Raw genomic sequence first — 17426 nt, 5'->3', positions numbered from 1 at the left:
GAAATGGCAGTTGTAGTATTACAAGATAAATGTATTAGTTGCGGCGCATGCGTTGCGGTCTGTCCGTTTGGCGCGATCGAGATGCAGGACAATGACAAAGCCTTCATAACGGAGGCTTGTACGGCCTGCGGTGCATGCATTGAGACCTGCCCGGTCAGCACGATCGTTCGTGAAGAAGAAGAAAAAACAGTTGCTATGGATAAAACCCAATACAAAGGTGTCTGGGTGTTTATTGAACAAGCAGAAGGGCATATCCGCGGAGTCTCGCATGAACTTTTAGGTGAAGGCCGCAAACTGGCTGATGCATTGGGTCAGGAATTGGCTGGTGTGTTAATTGGCAACAATGTAGAAGGTTTGGCGAAAGATGTTTTTGCCAGCGGCGCTGATAAAATCTATCTGGTTGAAGGGGCTGAATACAGTCACTATAGTACTGATGGTTTTGCTGCAGCACTTACCGACTTGATTACGGCTTATAAGCCTGGTGTTATTTTGATGGGAGCTACCAATGACGGCCGCGATTTAGGACCTCGTGTGGCTTGCCGTGTGGGAACCGGATTAACAGCAGACTGCACCAACCTTGATATTGATGCGGAAACAGGCCTGGTGGCCTGGACTCGCCCTGCTTTTGGCGGCAATATTATGGCAACGATTTTATGCCCTGAACACCGCCCGCAAATGGGCACAGTGCGGCCAAAAGTATTTAAGAAGCCGGTTCAGGATTTCAACCGCACAGGTGAAATTGTTCGTGTGACAAGCAAAATAAAAGCTGAGGATATTCGCACAAAATTCATTGAGCTGTTACAAGTATCGGCAGCTTCATGCAATTTGGAAGAAGCGGAAGTAATTGTATCCGGCGGACGCGGTATGTGCAAGCTGGAAAACTTCCAATTGATCGAAGAACTGGCCGAAGTACTCGGCGGTACGGTGGGTGCATCCCGTGCGGCAGTTGATGCTGGCTGGAAACCGGCCCTGCATCAAGTTGGGCAAACAGGCAAAACAGTTGGACCGAAGATCTATATTGCCTGCGGTATTTCCGGAGCCATTCAGCATATCGCCGGCATGTCTTCCTCGGATATCATTATTGCGATCAATAAAGATGCAGATGCCCCAATTTTTAAAGTAGCTGATTATGGTATTGTTGGTGATGTAACGGAAGTACTTCCTGTTATGATTACAGAGTTTAAAAAACTGCGGCAGGCTTAAGTCGATAAGCCCCGTTGAAAAGGAGCTAAGCATATGATTCAAGACATAAAATTTGCTGATATTCAGATTGGTGATAAAGCCAGTATGGCAAAAACAGTGACTGAGTATGACGTATATGGCTTTGCTGGTATAACGGGCGACTTTAATCCTGTTCATGTTAATGCTGAGTTCGCTAAAACAACGATGTTCCAGGAACGTATTGCTCACGGCATGCTGTCGGCTGGTTTTATTTCCGCCGTCCTTGGAACTACCTTGCCGGGAGCGAATACAATTTATCTCGGTCAGGAGCTTGCTTTCAAAGCTCCGGTTAAAATCGGCGATACAGTAACAGCTACTGTTGAAGTCATTGAAAAGATCGAAGGTAAAAATCGATTGGTTTTAAAAACTACTGTTACCAATCAAGACGGCAAAGTTGTAACAGATGGAAAAGCAACTGTAATGAAGAAGTAAAATAGGGCAGAAAAGCCCGCGAATTCAAATGAATTCGCGGGCTTTTTTATTTAGAGTGTTTTAGGCAGCAGTATACCGCTCTGATGTTGATCGGTATACTGCTTACTTGTCGTTATTTGCAGCAGCGGCTGGCTAAAAAAATAGACACTTGTGTACATAAAACTATACAAAGAAATGAGGCTGTTTGAAATATTTCTTCTAAAAAGAGCGTAAATATAGGGTTTGTGGCATTTTTTCAGTTTGGCACGATAGTTGCATAATTAACAAATGTGAATCTGAGCCAGGAGTGGCAATAGCTGTTACGGCAGACATTGTGAAGAATAGAGGTTCAGAAATTGATTTATTAGCAGGAGGAAGAGATATGAGAGGTTTAAAGGACAAAGTAGCGATTATTACTGGTGGTGCCGGTGGTATCGGTAAAGCGACCGCTTTGCGTTTTGCTGAAGAAGGTGCCAAAATTGTTATTGCCGATTTTGCCGATGGTGCTGCTACTGTAGAAGAAGTAAAGGCTAAAGGCGCTCAAGCTGTATACGTTCAAGTTGACGTAACTAATCCGGATAGCACTAAGGCTATGGTAGATAAGGCTGTTGAAGCATTTGGACGCGTTGATGTTTTGATCAACAATGCCGGTATTACCAAAGATGCAATGATGAAAAAAATGACCAAGGAAACTTGGGATGCCGTTATTTCCGTTAACCTGACAGGGGTATTTAATTGTACTTCTGCTGTTTTACCGTTCCTGCTGGAACAAAAATCAGGTGTTGTTTTAACTACTTCGTCCGTAGTTGGTATTTATGGTAATTTGGGTCAAACCAATTATGCAGCTACTAAGTGGGGCGTAATCGGAATGACGAAATCCTGGGCCAAAGAGATGGCTAAAAACGGCCTGCGCTTTAACTGTGTTGCTCCTGGCTTTATCGGTACTGACATGGTCAAGAAAATTCCTGAGCAAGTATTAAATGATAAAATTATCGTAAAAGTTCCTGCCGGCCGCCTGGGCGAACCGGAAGAAATTGCAGCAGCATTTGCCTTCCTTGCTTCTGATGATGCAAAATATATTAACGGAACCGTTCTCAGTGTTGATGGAGCGTGCACACTATAAGACGTGCTCCAGAACCTCGCCAACCGGCGAGGTTTTTTTTTGCGTGTCTCATGTCTAAAAAATAATACAAATGGTTAATATTCTGATATAATGATGTCTAGATAGTTGAGCATTGAAAAAAGGAGGCGCTTATGCGGATACGTGATATCATGAGTACGCAAGTCGTAACTGTTCGGCCCGATATGACAATGCGGCAGGCTGCGGTTATTTTTAGTAAGGCTATTATGGATGGTGCGCCGGTTATTGACGAGGACGGCCGGTTAATTGGTTTAATAACAAAATCACACTTTACGAAAGCGCTGGCTAATGATACGCCTGACCAGTCGGTGCGTTCGATGATGACGGTCGATGTTTTTACCCTGTTGGAAAACATGACAGCAAATCAATTGCCGCACAGAAATGAAATATACCGGTACAGCTGTTTTCCGGTCGTTAATGGTGAAAAGAAGCCCATCGGTATTATTAACAGGACAGACTTGGTTAAGTATTTATCAGAGCGATCTGTTTTTTTAGCGGATGAAATGCAGGCGGTACTTCATTCTGTCTGTAATGGTGTGATCGCGACCAATCCGGATGGGGTCATTACGTTATTTAATCCGGCAGCAGAATATATTACGGGACTAAGTGCGGATTCAGTTTTGGGCTGTTATGTGGAGGAAGCGATTCCGAATTCAGGGTTGCAGCGCGTGCTAAAGACTGGAGTTGCAGAGTTAAATCAGCAGCAGTACCTGGGAAAATGCCAAATCGTAACCAATCGCTCGCCGATTACGAAAAATAACAAAGTAATTGGTGCTGTCGGCGTATTCCAGGATATTACGGAATTACAGGCAATTGCTGCCGAGTTAGAAACGGTAAAAAGTCTGAAGAGTACGCTGGAATCAGCGATAGAGAGTATCTTTGAGGGTATTGTAGTCGTTGATAAGAATGGGTATATTACGATGCTGAATCAGGCGTACGGGGAATTTCTCGGAGTGGAAGCCCGGGTTATGATCGGTAAACACATTACGGATGTCATTCCCAATACACGAATGCATGTGGTGGCACAAACCGGCAAGGCAGAACTTGGCGAGCTGCAGCGCATCGGTGAAAACAATGTTATTGTAAGCCGTATTCCCATTATTAAAGACGGCGAAGTAGTGGGAGCCGTCGGGAAAGTACTATTTAAAGATTTAAAAGATTTTAAGCTTCTTGCCCGTAAATTGAACACCCTGCAGTCAGAGCTGGAATATTACAAAGAAGAACTGCGCAAGGTCCATGGAGGCAAATATACGGTAGAGCGAATTATTGGCAATAGTGAAAAAATGCTGTGGCTGAAAAGTATTGCTACTAAAGCGGCAAAAGGGAATTCCACTGTATTGATTCTAGGAGAAAGCGGCACAGGCAAGGAATTATTTGCCCATGCTATTCATAATGCCAGTTCCCGCCGCCAAGGACCGTTAATCAAGGTGAATTGCGCGGCTGTTCCTGAAAATTTGCTCGAATCGGAACTGTTTGGTTATGAGGAAGGGGCCTTTACCGGTTCCCGCAAGGGAGGGAAACCGGGGAAATTTGAGCTGGCGAATGGCGGAACGATTTTTCTTGACGAAATCGGCGATATGACGATGGCAATGCAGGCCAAGTTACTGCGTGTTCTGCAGGAACGGGAAATTGAACGGGTCGGTGGCACAAAAACCAGTAAAATAGATGTTCGTGTAATTGCTGCGACCAATCAGGACCTGGAGATGATGATCGAACAGGGACGATTCCGCCAGGATTTGTACTATCGCTTGAATATAATCACCCTCTTAATTCCGCCGCTTAGAGAACGAAAAGAAGATATTCCTATGCTTTGCACCGCATTGCTGCAAAAAATCAACAGCCAGGTTCAATACGGCGTTGAAGGAATTTCACCAGAAGTTATGCAATTATTAGCAGAGTACAATTGGCCCGGTAATGTGCGCGAGTTGGAAAATATTCTGGAAAGAGCAGTCAATTTGATGGACGATGATACGCTGATTCTGCCTGAACATTTGCCACCGCTGCTAAAAAAACATTACAAGCCAAAAGAAACAGAAGAAACTGACAAAGACCTTGCAGGAATCCTTGGAGACACGGAGAAACAAGCAATTTATAGAGCGCTCGAAGCTGCCGGAGGCAATAAAAGCAAGGCAGCTAAACTGCTAGGTATACACCGCTCTGGGTTTTATCAAAAGTTACAAAAATATAATATCACCTAGCATATTATCAATTCAGGAGGCACTATGTGGACTGTAGTATATATTGCATCTAATCGATCTCAGGCGGAAATGCTGAAAAACTTACTTGGCAGCGAAGGAATTTTGGCAAATACCCGCCCTGCAGGAATATCCATGCTTGGTGACGGCATTCATGAAATTTTGGTTTTGGAGTCAGAAGCAGATGAAGCGCATGCTATTCTCTGCCAGCATGCAGTAAAATAGAGGTAAGCACCAGTAAAAGGAGTGTTTGTGTGATCAAGAAGACGAAGATTATTTGCACTGTCGGCCCCAGTACTGACCAACCGGGAGTACTGGAGCAAATGCTCAATTCGGGAATGAATGTAGCTCGGTTTAATTTCTCGCATGGAAGTCATAGTGATCATGCCAAACGGATTGCACTTGTACGAGCTGCTGCTGCAAAGACCAAAAGGCCGGTAGCCTTGATGCTGGATACGAAGGGACCAGAAATGCGTCTGGGGACTTTTGCCGAAGGAAAAGTTCAATTGGCGGCAGGAGATACTTTTATTTTGACTGCCCGTGATATTGCGGGAACGAAGGAAATTGTTTCGGTCAATCATAAGCTTTTGCCGGAAGAGGTCGCTGCCGGGGATACTATCTTATTATCTGACGGGTTAATCTGCCTCAATGTAGAGCGAGTAGAAGGACAGGATATTATTACTACTGTTCTTAACAGCGGGCCAATCAGCGACAGGAAGAGAGTCGCCGTGCCGGGAGTTGCTGTTAAACTTCCGCCGTTATCCGAACAGGATATAGCCGATATTTTATTCGGTGTAGAGCAGGATATGGATTTTGTGGCAGCTTCTTTCATACAGCGTGCCGCAGATGTATTGGCTATCCGGAAAGTGTTGGAAGATGCCGGTTCCGATATGGATATTATACCGAAGATAGAAAATGCTGAAGGCGTAAAAAACATTGATGAAATTCTAGAGGTTGCCGATGGCATTATGGTTGCCCGCGGTGATTTGGGTGTGGAAATACCGGCCGAAGAAGTACCGCTTGTGCAAAAAATGCTGATTGAAAAGTGTAATAAGGCCGGAAAACCAGTTATTACTGCCACGCAGATGCTGGAATCAATGGTCACTAATCCCCGTCCGACACGCGCTGAGGCCAGTGATGTTGCAAATGCCATTATGGATGGCACCGATGTTATTATGCTAAGCGGTGAAACTGCGTCAGGCTGTTATCCGGTAGAAGCGGTACAGACTATGGCCAGGATTGCCGTTAGAACTGAAGAAGCGTTATCGTATAGTACACTGCTTACGTCCAAGGGTGTTCTCTTGCAGCTTAGTACGACTGATGCTATCAGTCATGCCACGGTGCAGATTGCCCATGAACTGGGAGCAGCTGCGATTGTTACAGCAACTGAATCGGGCTATACGGCGCGTATGGTATCCAAATACCGTCCTCAGGCAGCAATTGTAGCTGTTTCGCCCAATGCCAAGACCTTGCGGCGGATGCTTCTGAATTGGGGGGTTTGTCCTGTAGCCGGTGCCGGTTCAAAAAACTCGGACGAATTAGTCAGTAATTCCGTAGTGGGAGCACTGGCTTCCGGGATTGTTAAAGATGGTGACTTGGTTGTTGTAACAGCAGGTGTTCCGGTCGGTACAGCAGGAACTACGAATATGATCCGGGTTCACGTAGTAGGAAATATCCTGTTGCGCGGCGCAGGCGTTGGACAACGGGTAGCCACAGGGAATGTCTGTATAGCCAGGTCTGTTCAAGACGTAAAATCTAAATTTACCGCTGGTGATATTTTGGTAGTATCCGGCGTTGATGAAGAAATAGCTCCCTATGCTGCGAAAGCAGCGGCAATTGTTGCAGAGGAAGGTGGTTATACCTCTCATGCCGCAATTATCGGTATTAGCTTTGGGATTCCTGTTCTTGTTGGCGCTGAAGGTGCGACAACCTGTCTTAGCGATGGTGCGGCAGTTACTGTTGACGCCTCGCGGGGAGTCGTTTATCAGGGGCATATTAACGCCAGGTAAGTAAATGGTTAGAACTGGAGGCTGCTGCGGTGCCAATTGCTATTATAGTTATCAGTTTCATGACGCTTGCCGCCGGAGTATACTGGTACCGGACAAATAGTTTTAGTTGGCGCCTGCGAAACATACAGCGGGCTACTGATCGACTGGCTAAAAAAAGGCAGCCTGATAAAAAGGCAGTCGCTGTTCTGTTTCGTCAAATGTATACGCTGATTCATCGAGGGATGGCTGCGCAGAAAACAACAGTTGTTTATCAGGTAATTGATACCTTGAAGTTAGCCGTAGGTGTTGGCCTGGGCAGAAGTGGTGAGCCTCTGCGCCTGATGGCGATTATTGTTGCGGCGATAAAAGCAAAACAGCCTGATGTGGCAGGTCAGCTGCTGGATGTTTTCCGAACGCTTGTAAAACGCTGTGAGCCTCAGGTTTTGCCCGGGGTTATTAACCCTTTGCTAATGATTGCAGCTACAGCGATGAAAGATAAACAAAATTTTTTAGCAGCAAGAGTAGCCGAACTTGTGTTTTCCGTTTTAGAACGGCCTGACTGTCTTAACAATCAGGCCGTTATGAATGCTACTTTTAGAGCTATTCGTTTTTTAGGAATACTGGCTATTCGCCGGCATGATGAGGCATTGTTTCGAGAGCTTGCCAATCGGCTGAATGCCTGGTCTGCCATTGGCAAGGATCAGGACCTTGGGGCGGAAGCAGTACAATGCCTGGTTTCCTGGATGCATCGTATTATGAAGGGGGACGACTTCCTTCAACTGCAGATTTTAGATGAACTAACACAATCATTAGTAGATAACCGGCTGATACACAGCCAGGCTTTGCGGGAATTGGCCGAAGGATGGATTGAGCTTGCAGGCAATGCCTGCCTAAACCCGAACAGCGTTTTGGGACCACGGATTGTTAGCCGCATACTGCTTGTGGCCGTTCATACGGAAGATGCGGTTTTTTTCCGGCGAACGGTGCGGAAAATCGTACAAGTGGCCGCTATGGTACTTACCAGATACACATTTCCTGAGGCTTTTCCCATTGTTCTGCCTTTGGCAGATACGGGACGACGTTTGCTGCAAACAGAACTGAATCTTGCCGAAAGTACGGGTGAGGGATTTCGGCCGCAGGCATTACATATCCTCGTTAGAGAAATGCTGGTTGCCTTTGAAATGCTTGCCCGCCAGCGTATGACGGTAACAACCGGTGAAATTATTGTTGAATTCCTCCAGCTCTGGCAGGAGCATCCTGTGGCAGCCGGCCAATATGGAAAGGCTGCCTGCAAATTCTGTCAACTGCTGCTTTCTTTTTGGATGCAGACCTCCAGGCGCAAAGCTCGCCGCTTAGAACTTCCTGGGTTGACGAATCAACAGTTAAGTGGTTTTTCGCAAGGGGATAAGGCAAAGCTTGCCTTTATGCTTGATGATTGCCTCCAATTAAAATAAGGCAATAATAAAACGACTTGGGTGATAACCCAAGTCGTTTTATTATTGTTGCATATTAGTACTATTTTTTAGCGGCACTGCCTGTAAGTAAAATGCCAACTGTGGGGTAAAAGCGGCTGCTGTAATGGATCAACCAACTGATTAACAGGCTGATTGCAACCGTAGACAAATAAAATGCGAGCACAACCGGTACCGTCATGGGGATAGCCTGGCTGTTGATCAAGTCAATTAAGTAATACATAACAAAGGGATGAACGAGATATACTGCATAGGAACGTTCGCCTAACAGTAGGAGTACCTTGAGGAAGGGAGTAAGGCGATAGAACTGGAACAGTACCAACAGAAACAAGGTAGTTGCCAGGGTATATAATACACCAATGGGGCTTAACTGATGAATGGTATTAACAGCTGCCTCCGGTGAGTAGTGCTTAATCAGTAAGAGGTAATAATAAGACCCTAGCATACCCGCCAAAGCAATACTAAAAAACAAACTCACCGGTATTCGATATTTTTTTAGTTTATGAATGAATTGCTCATAATGGAGCGCGCAAACTGCTCCGAAGAGAAAAATGAAAACATAATGGATAATCCAGTAGCTTAAGCGGTGTTGGATGAGCAGATTCAAATAACGATTAGCAAAGTTGGCTTCGAGTAGATAACTGGAATAGTAATTAACAACAATCTGCAGAACTAGAAGGACAGTTAAGTAAAATAATGGTGCTGTCGCTATCTTTTTAACGATAATCCGCCATAGCGGCATAAGGCTATAAAACCAAAGAAGAATAACTAAAAAATACAGCTGATAAGAAGCTAACCCAAACAACAGATACTTAATGAAAATGCCGGGCAGCCAGGGGGAACTGTCGCCGCTTATCAAGGTATAATGCACCAAGTAAAGGATTGACCAGACTACATACGGAATAAATACCGCCCGGCATCGCCGTTTCATAAAATTTGTATAATGAAATGGTGCTTCTAAATTGTGATGAAGAAATAGTCCGAAGGCAGATACAAAGAAAAAGATCGGTACACTGAAGCGAGTAAAAATTTCCAATAAAGCGAAAAGGTGGATATTGACATTAGGATTGGTGAGAGAATAGGCGCCGGTATGGATGCCAATTACCCCTAGCATAGAAAGACCACGAATGTACTCAATTGAAAGAATGCGTTGTTTGGACATGAAGCTTCTTACCCTTTCCTGATAAAGTTCGCGTTTTTAAGAGAGATCTTTCTTGTTTTCTCTTTAGCTTCTGCTTTTTCCTGCCCCATACCATTTGCAGGAATCTACAAGAAAAAGGTGAAATTAGTTATATACATACCAAATTTAGGAGGCGTCAGCATGCAGCCATTAGGTTTATTAGATGGTAAAATTATCGATTTAACTGAAAACATTCTGCCAATGGAGGATCGGGGACACCAATTTGGGGATGGTGTCTATGAGGTTACCCGTGTATATAAGGGACAATGTTTTGCTCTTGAGGCACATATGGAGCGATTGTACCGGTCATTGCGGGAATTGCGGATTCCTGCAACTTATTCCTTTGAAGAACTGGCTGGCTTTCATGAGCTGCTTATTAAGGAAAGCGGTATAATGGAAGGGGCTATTTACCTGCAAATTACCCGGGGTGTCTCGCCGCGGGCGCACGGCTTTCCGGAACAGGTAATTCCCCGCCTGACGATGTCTATCCGTCCGACAACTGCACTAACGGCATTAAAGGCTGATGGTGCAAAAGTAGCTCTTATTCCTGATGAACGCTGGCTCAGATGTGATATTAAATCAATTAATCTGTTGGGTAATATTCTGGGCAAGCAAAAAGCTAAAGAAGCAGGCTGTTTTGAAGGCGTCATGATTCGTGATGGCTTGATTACCGAAGGAACCAGCAGTAATTTCTTTGTCATTAAAGACGGTGTTTTGTGGACACATCCTGTTTCGAATCTCATTTTAAAAGGGGTAACCCGCACACTGGTAATTGAAAAAATTGTACCTGAGTTAGGTTTTATGGTATTGGAGAAGGCCTTTACGCCTGATTTCTTAAAAACAGTAGAAGAAGCATTTGTTTGTGGTACCAATACTGAAATCGTGCCGGTTGTTACGATTGATGGTGCTCCTGTAGGCAATGGAACGGTAGGACCGTTTTGCCGCAAAATACAACAGGCATATGACCGCCTGATTGACGAACAGTGTAACCGCTAACAAGTACAACAGGCTGTGCGTGCTTGTAAAAAGGAAAACAAGAGCAGAAAGCATCTGCTCTTGTTTTTTCTTTTCTGTTATAGTTTTATACCGATAAAGCGGTCATCCTGAAAAGGCATATCACGAACTAATTGCGCAGGTAAAATGCCAAAATGCTTAAAAAATTTCTTGGCGCCGATATATGCTCCTTTAGAAGCATAGCGAATCGGGAAAGCATTTACGTTTTTTTCATTTATCGGCATAATGCCAAGGGCAGCTTCATTTGGATCATAGCCTAACATGCAAAACTGATGAGGATTTAATAGTTCAGTAGCCTTTTTGTTAAAAACAATACGGCCGTTGGTGCGAACTTCGATTTGAGGCTGGTCATTTTTGGTCAGCCGTTCTTTTTTTGGTTCAAATAAAGAGAATGAGAATCCCAAGGTTATTCACTCCTTAACGTATTTGATGTTTTCCTAATAAAAGTATGCACAAAAGAATGGAAATATAAACATATTTTACTAAAAATACCTAATTATTCTAAAAAAAATCTTGTATAACAACCGCAATCGCAATAAAAGGGTAAACTGCGACCTAAAAATCATAGAATTGAGTAAATTGAATCCGATATTGAAGTTCTGATACTTTGGGAGGTTTTTCATGAATAAGCTTGTTCTGTCATCAATATGATGAAATCGCTGTGACCCAGCGGCGGATAGTAGAAAAAACCTCCGGACTTAGAATCTGTCCGGAGGGCCTTAGTTGAATATCCTATTGTCGGGTAAACAAGCGCATTAACAAACGGCCATTATCTTTCAGCCAGCGCCGGTGGCTGTTATAATCAACGGTGTAATTCGCAACCAGGCGCCAGAAGGTGGAGGAATGATTAGCAACTTTCATATGGCATAGTTCGTGAATAACCAGATAATCCAGGACTGGGCTGGGGGCCATAATCAGACGCCAGCTGTAATTAAGACTGCCTCGGGTAGAGCAGCTGCCCCACCGGGTTTTCTGATCACGGATGGTTATTCTGAGGGGAGAAACCCCGATTCGTTGTGCCCAATATCTGGTGCGGCTTACTAAAGCGGTACGTGCCTGGTCGATATACCAATTCAGCAGAAGTTTCTGAGCAGCTTCGGGCAAAGCGGCTGGCGGGACACTGCATTGAACTACAAGTGTTTCACCCTGAATAAAGACCTGATCTTTGTCAGCGGCAATCAATTTTAACCGGTATTCCTGGCCAAGATATAGCAGCAGGGCATCAGGGGCGAAATTACCGTTAGTAGGATTATCTGAAAGATCAGCAAGACGCTGCCGCTGTTTGTGTATCCAGTTTGCTTTGCTTAATAAGATTTTTTCCGCTTCTCCTTCGGTTACGGCATAAGGGATCTTTACTTTAAGCAGTCCTTCCGGTGTAAAGGCAATTTGGATCGTTTTACGTTTTTTGACCCGGGCTATTTCATACGGAACCGGTGATCCGTAGATCATTACTGATTTCATGGTTTTACTGTTCCTTTCCTGTCTAATTAAATAGTTAGCGGTGGCGCAGGAAAATTCCTATTAAAATAACATAAAAAATAAAATAAATATGCTTGACAGCTGATGGACCCCGTGATATTATATTAAATGTCCGGTACAGATAACTCAACATAATACTTGCCCGGGTGGCGGAATGGCAGACGCGGCAGACTCAAAATCTGCTATCAGGAATGGTGTGGGGGTTCAAGTCCCTTCCCGGGCACCAATTAAATTTAAAATATTAGCTTACCATAAATAAAGAGCATGTAAGCAAAAAAGGTGATACGAATGCGCGGAGTATATCCGGGCTTTTTTTGTTTTCCAGCCTCCTTGCAGCTATCGCTATTGAATTTGAGCAAATGATTAACTTAGTCCAATTTTATAATACAAACTAGGATGTTGAAAACACCGTCTGACCTTAATTGGCAAGGCGGTGTTTTCAATATTTGCCTGGGAATAGTTTCCTCGTTTTCTTGCTAACACTCAATTTTTCAGGCTACATATAATAAAGCATAATCTTTTCTACTAAATTATTACTTAGTTTTATTAACTTATTTAAAATACGGGAGGGGAATGCATGCCTGCTTTATCGATATATCTTGAACGCCAATTAGAGGGTGCGATAGCTCCAGGCGCTAATGTTGTATTTGATACGTTAGTTAGCAGCAGTGGGGCGATAAGTTATGACGCCGTTACAGGCGTCATAACAATTAACCAAACTGGGAAGTTCTTAATTAATTGGTTTGTTGGTTCCCAGTCAGCGCCAGGAACACATAGCATTGCTTTTTCCGTTATGACATCACAAGGAGATAATATTCGGGGAGAGTCACCTGCTAAATTGGGCGAAGTAGTGGGCTTTGCCGTTATTCAGGTTGATACTGCTCCGATAACGTTACATTTAGTTAGTCGAATTCCGAATATTGCATGGTATACACAACTTGCAGAAATTAAGGCGGCTCTTTTATTGACAGAGGTACTTGAGGAGACTGGAGTGACAGGAAACACAGGAGCTACGGGAGTAACAGGAGCTACGGGAGTAACAGGAGCCACGGGTGAAACAGGAGCCACGGGTGAAACAGGGGCCACAGGAGCTACGGGAGTAACAGGGGCCACAGGTGAAACAGGAGCTATAGGAGCCACAGGTGAAACAGGGGTAACGGGAGCCACAGGTGAAACAGGAGCTATAGGAGCCACAGGTGAAACAGGAGCCACGGGAATAACAGGAGCTACGGGAGTAACAGGGGCCACGGGAATAACAGGAGCCACGGGAGTAACAGGAGCCACGGGTGAAACAGGGGCCACAGGAGTTACGGGAGTAACAGGGGCTACGGGTGAAACAGGTGAAACAGGGGTAACGGGAGCCACAGGCGCAACAGGAGCTACGGGAGCCACAGGTGAAACAGGAGCCACAGGAGCTACAGGAGCTACGGGAGCCACAGGTGAAACAGGCGCAACAGGCGCAACAGGAGCTACGGGTGCCACGGGTGCTACCGGTGTTACAGGGCCTGATTTTATCCAACAAGCATGGGCTACAATTGCCGTTAATCCACAAACAGTACCACCGGGAGGAAGTGTTGGTAGTCTTACCATTTCCCAATTTGCTATTGCAAATTATTCGGGAGTGGAAATAGATGCTGCAACAGGCGTTTTTACACTGGTGTATCCTGGCATATATTATGTAGAAGGTATTTTTAATTTAGGTACCTCAGCAGAAACAGCAGTATTTACAATTCAACGGACATCTCCTGTGAATTTTGCAGCTTCTGTCGGCGCAAATCAAACAGGCGGACAATATAAAATCTCCTTTACTGGATTAGTACCTGCAGGGTGGGCTTTCTCTTTTGTGAATAGTGGTGCTGAACAGCAGCTTATTAATGCTACAAGTGGTGCTGGAACTGCAATTCCTTTTTCGGCGGGTAGGATAAATGTAGTTAGAATTGCGGATGGCTCTCTTGTATAGGCAGGTGTCAAAAACTGCAGTTTAAAATTTTTTTGCGAGTCAAAACTAAATTTAATCATTAGGAGTAACCAATGCCTCCCGGGCGGCATACGCTATAGCAGGATATAACTATTACATATCCGGCAGAGGAGGAATTCAAATGGGTTTTGGTGGCTTCGGTAATAATAATGGTGGATGCGGGATTATCATCATCATTATCATACTCTTACTGTTTTTCTGCTTTAATGATGACTGCTCTTCAGACTGCTGCTAATCAGTTTGGGGCGTCAAAATAGTCGAGGCCTCCAAAGTGGAGGCCTCGACTATTTTTTATCCTGGTAGTGTTCTTACAATTAGATGTCAAAAATTTTGCCGGGATTTAAAATCTGGTTAGGATCAAGCGCGAGTTTGATTGCACGCATCATTTCCAGCTCAGCGGGCTGCGTATACTCTTGCATTAACTGTTTACGTTTATAGCCGATACCATGCTCGCCGGACAACTTACCGCCAAGACGGTAAACAATGGCATATAGTTCATGCTGTAAGGCCGCAAGCATTTCATCCCACTGGGAATCGGGCATAGTGCCTTTTAGAATATTAAGATGGATATTTCCGTCGCCGGCATGGCTGGCCGTTCGGGTAATGAGCTGGTACTTTTTGCTTAATATTGCAATTTCCTGCATCATTTCCGGAATTTTATCGATTGGCACAACGATATCTTCTTTACCCATAACCAGGCTTTCATGGCGGACTGCTTCGGAAAAGGCTTTCCGTGCCCGCCAGATTTTTTGCGGATCGGCTACGAGAATCTGCAGCGCTCCATGAGCGTTACACAGCTCATCAAGCAAGATCGCTTTATCATCAAGCGCATCTTCATTATCGGCCTCAGCTTGAATAATGACGTAATGACCGGTATCGCTGTTCGGTAATTTTTCATTTAAAAAGCGCTCTACCATCTTAATGGTTTCATTATCCATGAATTCAATGCAGCTTGGCGTGATGCCGGCTTTTGTGACCTTGCCGACAATGCCGATAGCCGATTCAATATCAGGGAAGATGGCCAGCAGATCGATTACATGCTGTGGAAGCGGCAGCAGCTTTAAGGTTATCTTGGTGATGATGCCTAACGTTCCTTCTGAGCCCATCATGAGCTGCTCCAGACAATAGCCGGTAGTATTTTTATTAAGGCGCCCGCCGAGCTCAACGATTTTCCCCAGCGGCGTGACTACTTCGATACTATATACCTGGTGCCGGGTTGTGCCGTATTTAACGGCTTTATTGCCGCCGGCATTGGTAGCTACATTTCCGCCGATAAAACAGCTGTCGCCGCTGCACGGGTCGCCTGCGTAAAATAGTCCATGGGATTTTGCCGTTTTTTGAACATCGTCAGTAAGAACGCCTGGCTCAACTACCATATATAGGTTGTCAACATTGACTTCCAGAATGCGGTTCATATTTTCCAGGCTGATGACGATACCACCGTAGATGGGAACGGCTCCGCAAGCCAGGCCTGTTCCTGCCCCCCGGGGAACGACAGGAATTAATTCCTGATTTGCTAGTTTCATAATTTCCGCGATTTGCTGCGCCGTTTCGGGAAGAACGACTACTTCCGGCATATGATGATAGCGCTGGTCGGTTACTTCATCATGTGAATAGACCTCCAGGCGGTCATTGTCGATAATAACATTCTTTTCACTCACCAGCGCTTGTAATTGCTCAATGATAGCTGGTGTTATGGGTTGATAGGTTTGCATTGCTATTCCTCCTGTATAAGTTTAGTGTACCAAGCCTAACCACTTCCAGTACGTTAATACCATTAAGCTCATGAAGAAGGCTGCCAATAAGCTCATAACGGCACCTGTCTTCATTAATTCGCCTGGTGTGATGTGGCTGGTACCCATTGCTACGGCATTCGGCATGTTGCTGACAGGCAGCAGGTATTGATGCTGCATATTCATACCCAAAATCAGGGCAAAAACTAAGGGGTCGGCACCGATTGTAACGGCGTGGGCAATCACTATCGGCGTTAAGGCCGTTGTTTTCGGTCCGCCGCCTGTAAAGAAGACTTGTAAGCCTGTAGCAAGCCAAATTAAGATGATCATTTGGGCGGCGTGCCCCATAAAGGCAATCGGGGATAAAAGTGTTCCTGCCAGCCACTTAGCGGCTCCTGAGCTTACGAGGGCCGTTCCCATTGATAAGCCCGCTCCATAGAGTATGAAGACATTCCAGGGAACTTTTTGCTGCGCTTCTTTCCAGTTCATAATGCCTGAACCGGGCCACAAAAGCAATATGACAGCCAGCATTCCGACTATAACAACATTCACTTTATGTAGCGAATCGGTTGCCCAGAGTATAAGTGTGATTGAAAATACCAGTAATGTATAGATTTCCTGTTTTCTCAGCCGTCCCAAAGCGGCAAGCTCCCGCTGCACAAATTCCTGGCCTTTGCCGAGATTGTTGATTTCCGGAGGCCACATTAAGCGAATGACATAGACAGAAATAAATGCAAGTGTAAAAGCGGGAGGCGCGCCGATGCGCAGCCAATCGGACCAGGAGATTGTTTTTTGTGTGGCAGCCTGAATCAGTCCGGCAGTAATCGGATTGCCTACATGAGCAGTCAAAATGCCGATACTCATCATGGTTCCGCTCATGGCCACGATAAATAAGAGTGCCTTCATAATATTGCTCTGGCCCTGGCGGGCGTCAAAAGCCTGGCCAATACCTAAGATAATCGGGAGCATAAGCAGTGTGCGGGCGGTGATGGAAGGAACCAAAAAACTCATCACTGCCATTACCAAGGCGACAGCCCAGTAGACTTTCGTTGCTGAGCCACCGGCTGAATTCACGAGCAAGAGGGCGATCCGCTTGGACAAGCCTGACTTTTCCATGCAGCCTGCCATGATAAAGCCAATGACAATTAGCCACAAGGCTGTGTTGGCATAGCCGCTAAAGGCACCTGTGATGTCGGTTGCTTTCATTGAGGCTAGTAAGAATACAATAATGAGTCCGCTTAGTGCATCGTCTACTGCTTGGGTAACCCAGATAATAATCGCAAAAACGGCAATAGCCAGCGATGCTTTTCCAGCCGGTTTAAGGCCGGCCAGGTCAGGTGTGAACCAGGTAATGAATGCGAGACAGCCAAAAGCAAGAAGAATACTGCTCCATTTTTTCTCAGCCACAGTGATCACTCCTTTTTATGCAGTTATTTGTAATTCAAATTTATTCCAGATAGACGGTGGTCTTCCCTGCCTGTAACTGTAGAAATAAATAAAAAAGCCCTCCCTTAAGGGAGAGCTTTTTTGGGGTGGATTAGGTAGGTACAGAGTTTTTGCAGGGCATATTCTTTTTCTGGTCTTTTTGATCTTTTGCTGATACTTCAGCGCCTT

Annotated in this window: 14 protein-coding genes and 1 tRNA gene; 10 read left to right on the top strand and 5 right to left on the bottom strand. The window is 45.1% G+C overall.

The genetic code is table 11. The annotated features are described in order from the left end of the window. The first annotated feature begins 3 nt into the window (after positions 1–3). The 7 genes from EV210_RS19200 (at position 4) to EV210_RS19170 (ending at position 8410) form a co-directional block, all read left to right on the top strand. Positions 4–1203 (top strand): electron transfer flavoprotein subunit alpha, encoded by a 1200-nt coding sequence (locus EV210_RS19200; RefSeq protein WP_132082977.1) that lies wholly within the window; start codon positions 4–6, stop codon positions 1201–1203. 33 nt (positions 1204–1236) lie between these two features. Then, a complete protein-coding gene (locus tag EV210_RS19195; protein WP_132082976.1) occupies positions 1237–1653 on the top strand; it encodes a MaoC family dehydratase in 417 nt (138 codons plus the stop codon). A gap of 361 nt (positions 1654–2014) precedes the next feature. Next, positions 2015–2755 carry a 3-oxoacyl-ACP reductase FabG gene (fabG, locus tag EV210_RS19190; protein ID WP_132082975.1) on the top strand — a complete coding sequence of 247 codons (741 nt, stop codon included), beginning with the start codon at positions 2015–2017 and terminating at the stop codon, positions 2753–2755. 131 nt (positions 2756–2886) lie between these two features. Then, positions 2887–4971 carry a sigma 54-interacting transcriptional regulator gene (locus EV210_RS19185; protein ID WP_132082974.1) on the top strand — a complete coding sequence of 695 codons (2085 nt, stop codon included), beginning with the start codon at positions 2887–2889 and terminating at the stop codon, positions 4969–4971. Positions 4972–4995: 24 nt separating this feature from the next. Then, on the top strand, positions 4996–5193 hold the full coding sequence (locus EV210_RS19180) for a putative signal transducing protein (RefSeq protein WP_132082973.1): 198 nt from the start codon (positions 4996–4998) through the stop codon (positions 5191–5193). Positions 5194–5222: 29 nt separating this feature from the next. Next, positions 5223–6977 (top strand): pyruvate kinase, encoded by a 1755-nt coding sequence (gene pyk / locus EV210_RS19175; RefSeq protein ID WP_132082972.1) that lies wholly within the window; start codon positions 5223–5225, stop codon positions 6975–6977. Positions 6978–7006: 29 nt separating this feature from the next. Then, entirely contained in the window at positions 7007–8410 is a 1404-nt protein-coding gene (locus EV210_RS19170; protein ID WP_132082971.1) for a hypothetical protein, read from the top strand. 61 nt (positions 8411–8471) lie between these two features. On the opposite strand, the gene EV210_RS19165 is transcribed toward EV210_RS19170, so the two are convergent. Next, a complete protein-coding gene (locus EV210_RS19165) occupies positions 8472–9590 on the bottom strand; it encodes an acyltransferase (protein WP_132082970.1) in 1119 nt (372 codons plus the stop codon). A gap of 159 nt (positions 9591–9749) precedes the next feature. Here EV210_RS19165 and dat point away from each other — a divergent pair, with 159 nt between their 5' ends. After that, entirely contained in the window at positions 9750–10604 is an 855-nt protein-coding gene (gene dat / locus EV210_RS19160) for a D-amino-acid transaminase (protein ID WP_132082969.1), read from the top strand. A 77-nt stretch (positions 10605–10681) separates the two neighbouring features. Here dat and EV210_RS19155 read toward each other — a convergent pair whose 3' ends face one another. Further along, positions 10682–11026, bottom strand: a complete 345-nt coding sequence (locus tag EV210_RS19155; RefSeq protein WP_132082968.1) for a hypothetical protein — start codon at positions 11024–11026, stop codon at positions 10682–10684. 328 nt (positions 11027–11354) lie between these two features. Continuing rightward, on the bottom strand, positions 11355–12083 hold the full coding sequence (locus EV210_RS19150; RefSeq protein ID WP_132082967.1) for a M48 family metallopeptidase: 729 nt from the start codon (positions 12081–12083) through the stop codon (positions 11355–11357). A 158-nt stretch (positions 12084–12241) separates the two neighbouring features. On the opposite strand from EV210_RS19150, the gene EV210_RS19145 reads away from it, so the two are divergent. Together EV210_RS19145 and EV210_RS22910 are read left to right on the top strand one after the other, a co-directional pair. Continuing rightward, positions 12242–12327, top strand: a tRNA-Leu gene (locus tag EV210_RS19145). 351 nt (positions 12328–12678) lie between these two features. Further along, positions 12679–14061: a collagen-like triple helix repeat-containing protein gene (locus EV210_RS22910; RefSeq protein WP_207900782.1), complete on the top strand. Its 1383-nt coding sequence runs from the start codon at positions 12679–12681 to the stop codon at positions 14059–14061. 332 nt (positions 14062–14393) lie between these two features. Here EV210_RS22910 and EV210_RS19135 read toward each other — a convergent pair whose 3' ends face one another. Further along, the gene (locus EV210_RS19135; protein ID WP_132082966.1) at positions 14394–15794 is read right to left on the bottom strand and encodes an FAD-binding oxidoreductase; all 1401 of its coding nucleotides are present in this window, start codon (positions 15792–15794) and stop codon (positions 14394–14396) included. 21 nt (positions 15795–15815) lie between these two features. Next, complete coding sequence (locus EV210_RS19130; RefSeq protein ID WP_132082965.1) at positions 15816–17219, bottom strand: SLC13 family permease; 1404 nt, start codon at positions 17217–17219, stop codon at positions 15816–15818. Positions 17220–17426: the final 207 nt, after the last annotated feature.

Origin of the sequence: Anaerospora hongkongensis (genome assembly GCF_004339805.1) — a bacterium.
In the GTDB taxonomy this organism is placed as follows: Bacteria; Bacillota; Negativicutes; order Sporomusales; family DSM-15969; genus Anaerospora; species Anaerospora hongkongensis.
The sequence above is the reverse complement of the archived record's forward strand: the minus strand, read 5'-3'. Positions and strand labels throughout refer to the sequence as shown.

Coding starts and splice junctions, on each gene's coding strand:
- EV210_RS19200 (WP_132082977.1), top strand. CDS start 4: ATGGCAGTTGTAGTATTACAAGATAAATGTATTAGTTGCGGCGCATGC.
- EV210_RS19195 (WP_132082976.1), top strand. CDS start 1,237: ATGATTCAAGACATAAAATTTGCTGATATTCAGATTGGTGATAAAGCC.
- fabG (WP_132082975.1), top strand. CDS start 2,015: ATGAGAGGTTTAAAGGACAAAGTAGCGATTATTACTGGTGGTGCCGGT.
- EV210_RS19185 (WP_132082974.1), top strand. CDS start 2,887: ATGCGGATACGTGATATCATGAGTACGCAAGTCGTAACTGTTCGGCCC.
- EV210_RS19180 (WP_132082973.1), top strand. CDS start 4,996: ATGTGGACTGTAGTATATATTGCATCTAATCGATCTCAGGCGGAAATG.
- EV210_RS19165 (WP_132082970.1), bottom strand. CDS start 9,590: ATGTCCAAACAACGCATTCTTTCAATTGAGTACATTCGTGGTCTTTCT.
- dat (WP_132082969.1), top strand. CDS start 9,750: ATGCAGCCATTAGGTTTATTAGATGGTAAAATTATCGATTTAACTGAA.
- EV210_RS19150 (WP_132082967.1), bottom strand. CDS start 12,083: ATGAAATCAGTAATGATCTACGGATCACCGGTTCCGTATGAAATAGCC.
- EV210_RS22910 (WP_207900782.1), top strand. CDS start 12,679: ATGCCTGCTTTATCGATATATCTTGAACGCCAATTAGAGGGTGCGATA.
- EV210_RS19135 (WP_132082966.1), bottom strand. CDS start 15,794: ATGCAAACCTATCAACCCATAACACCAGCTATCATTGAGCAATTACAA.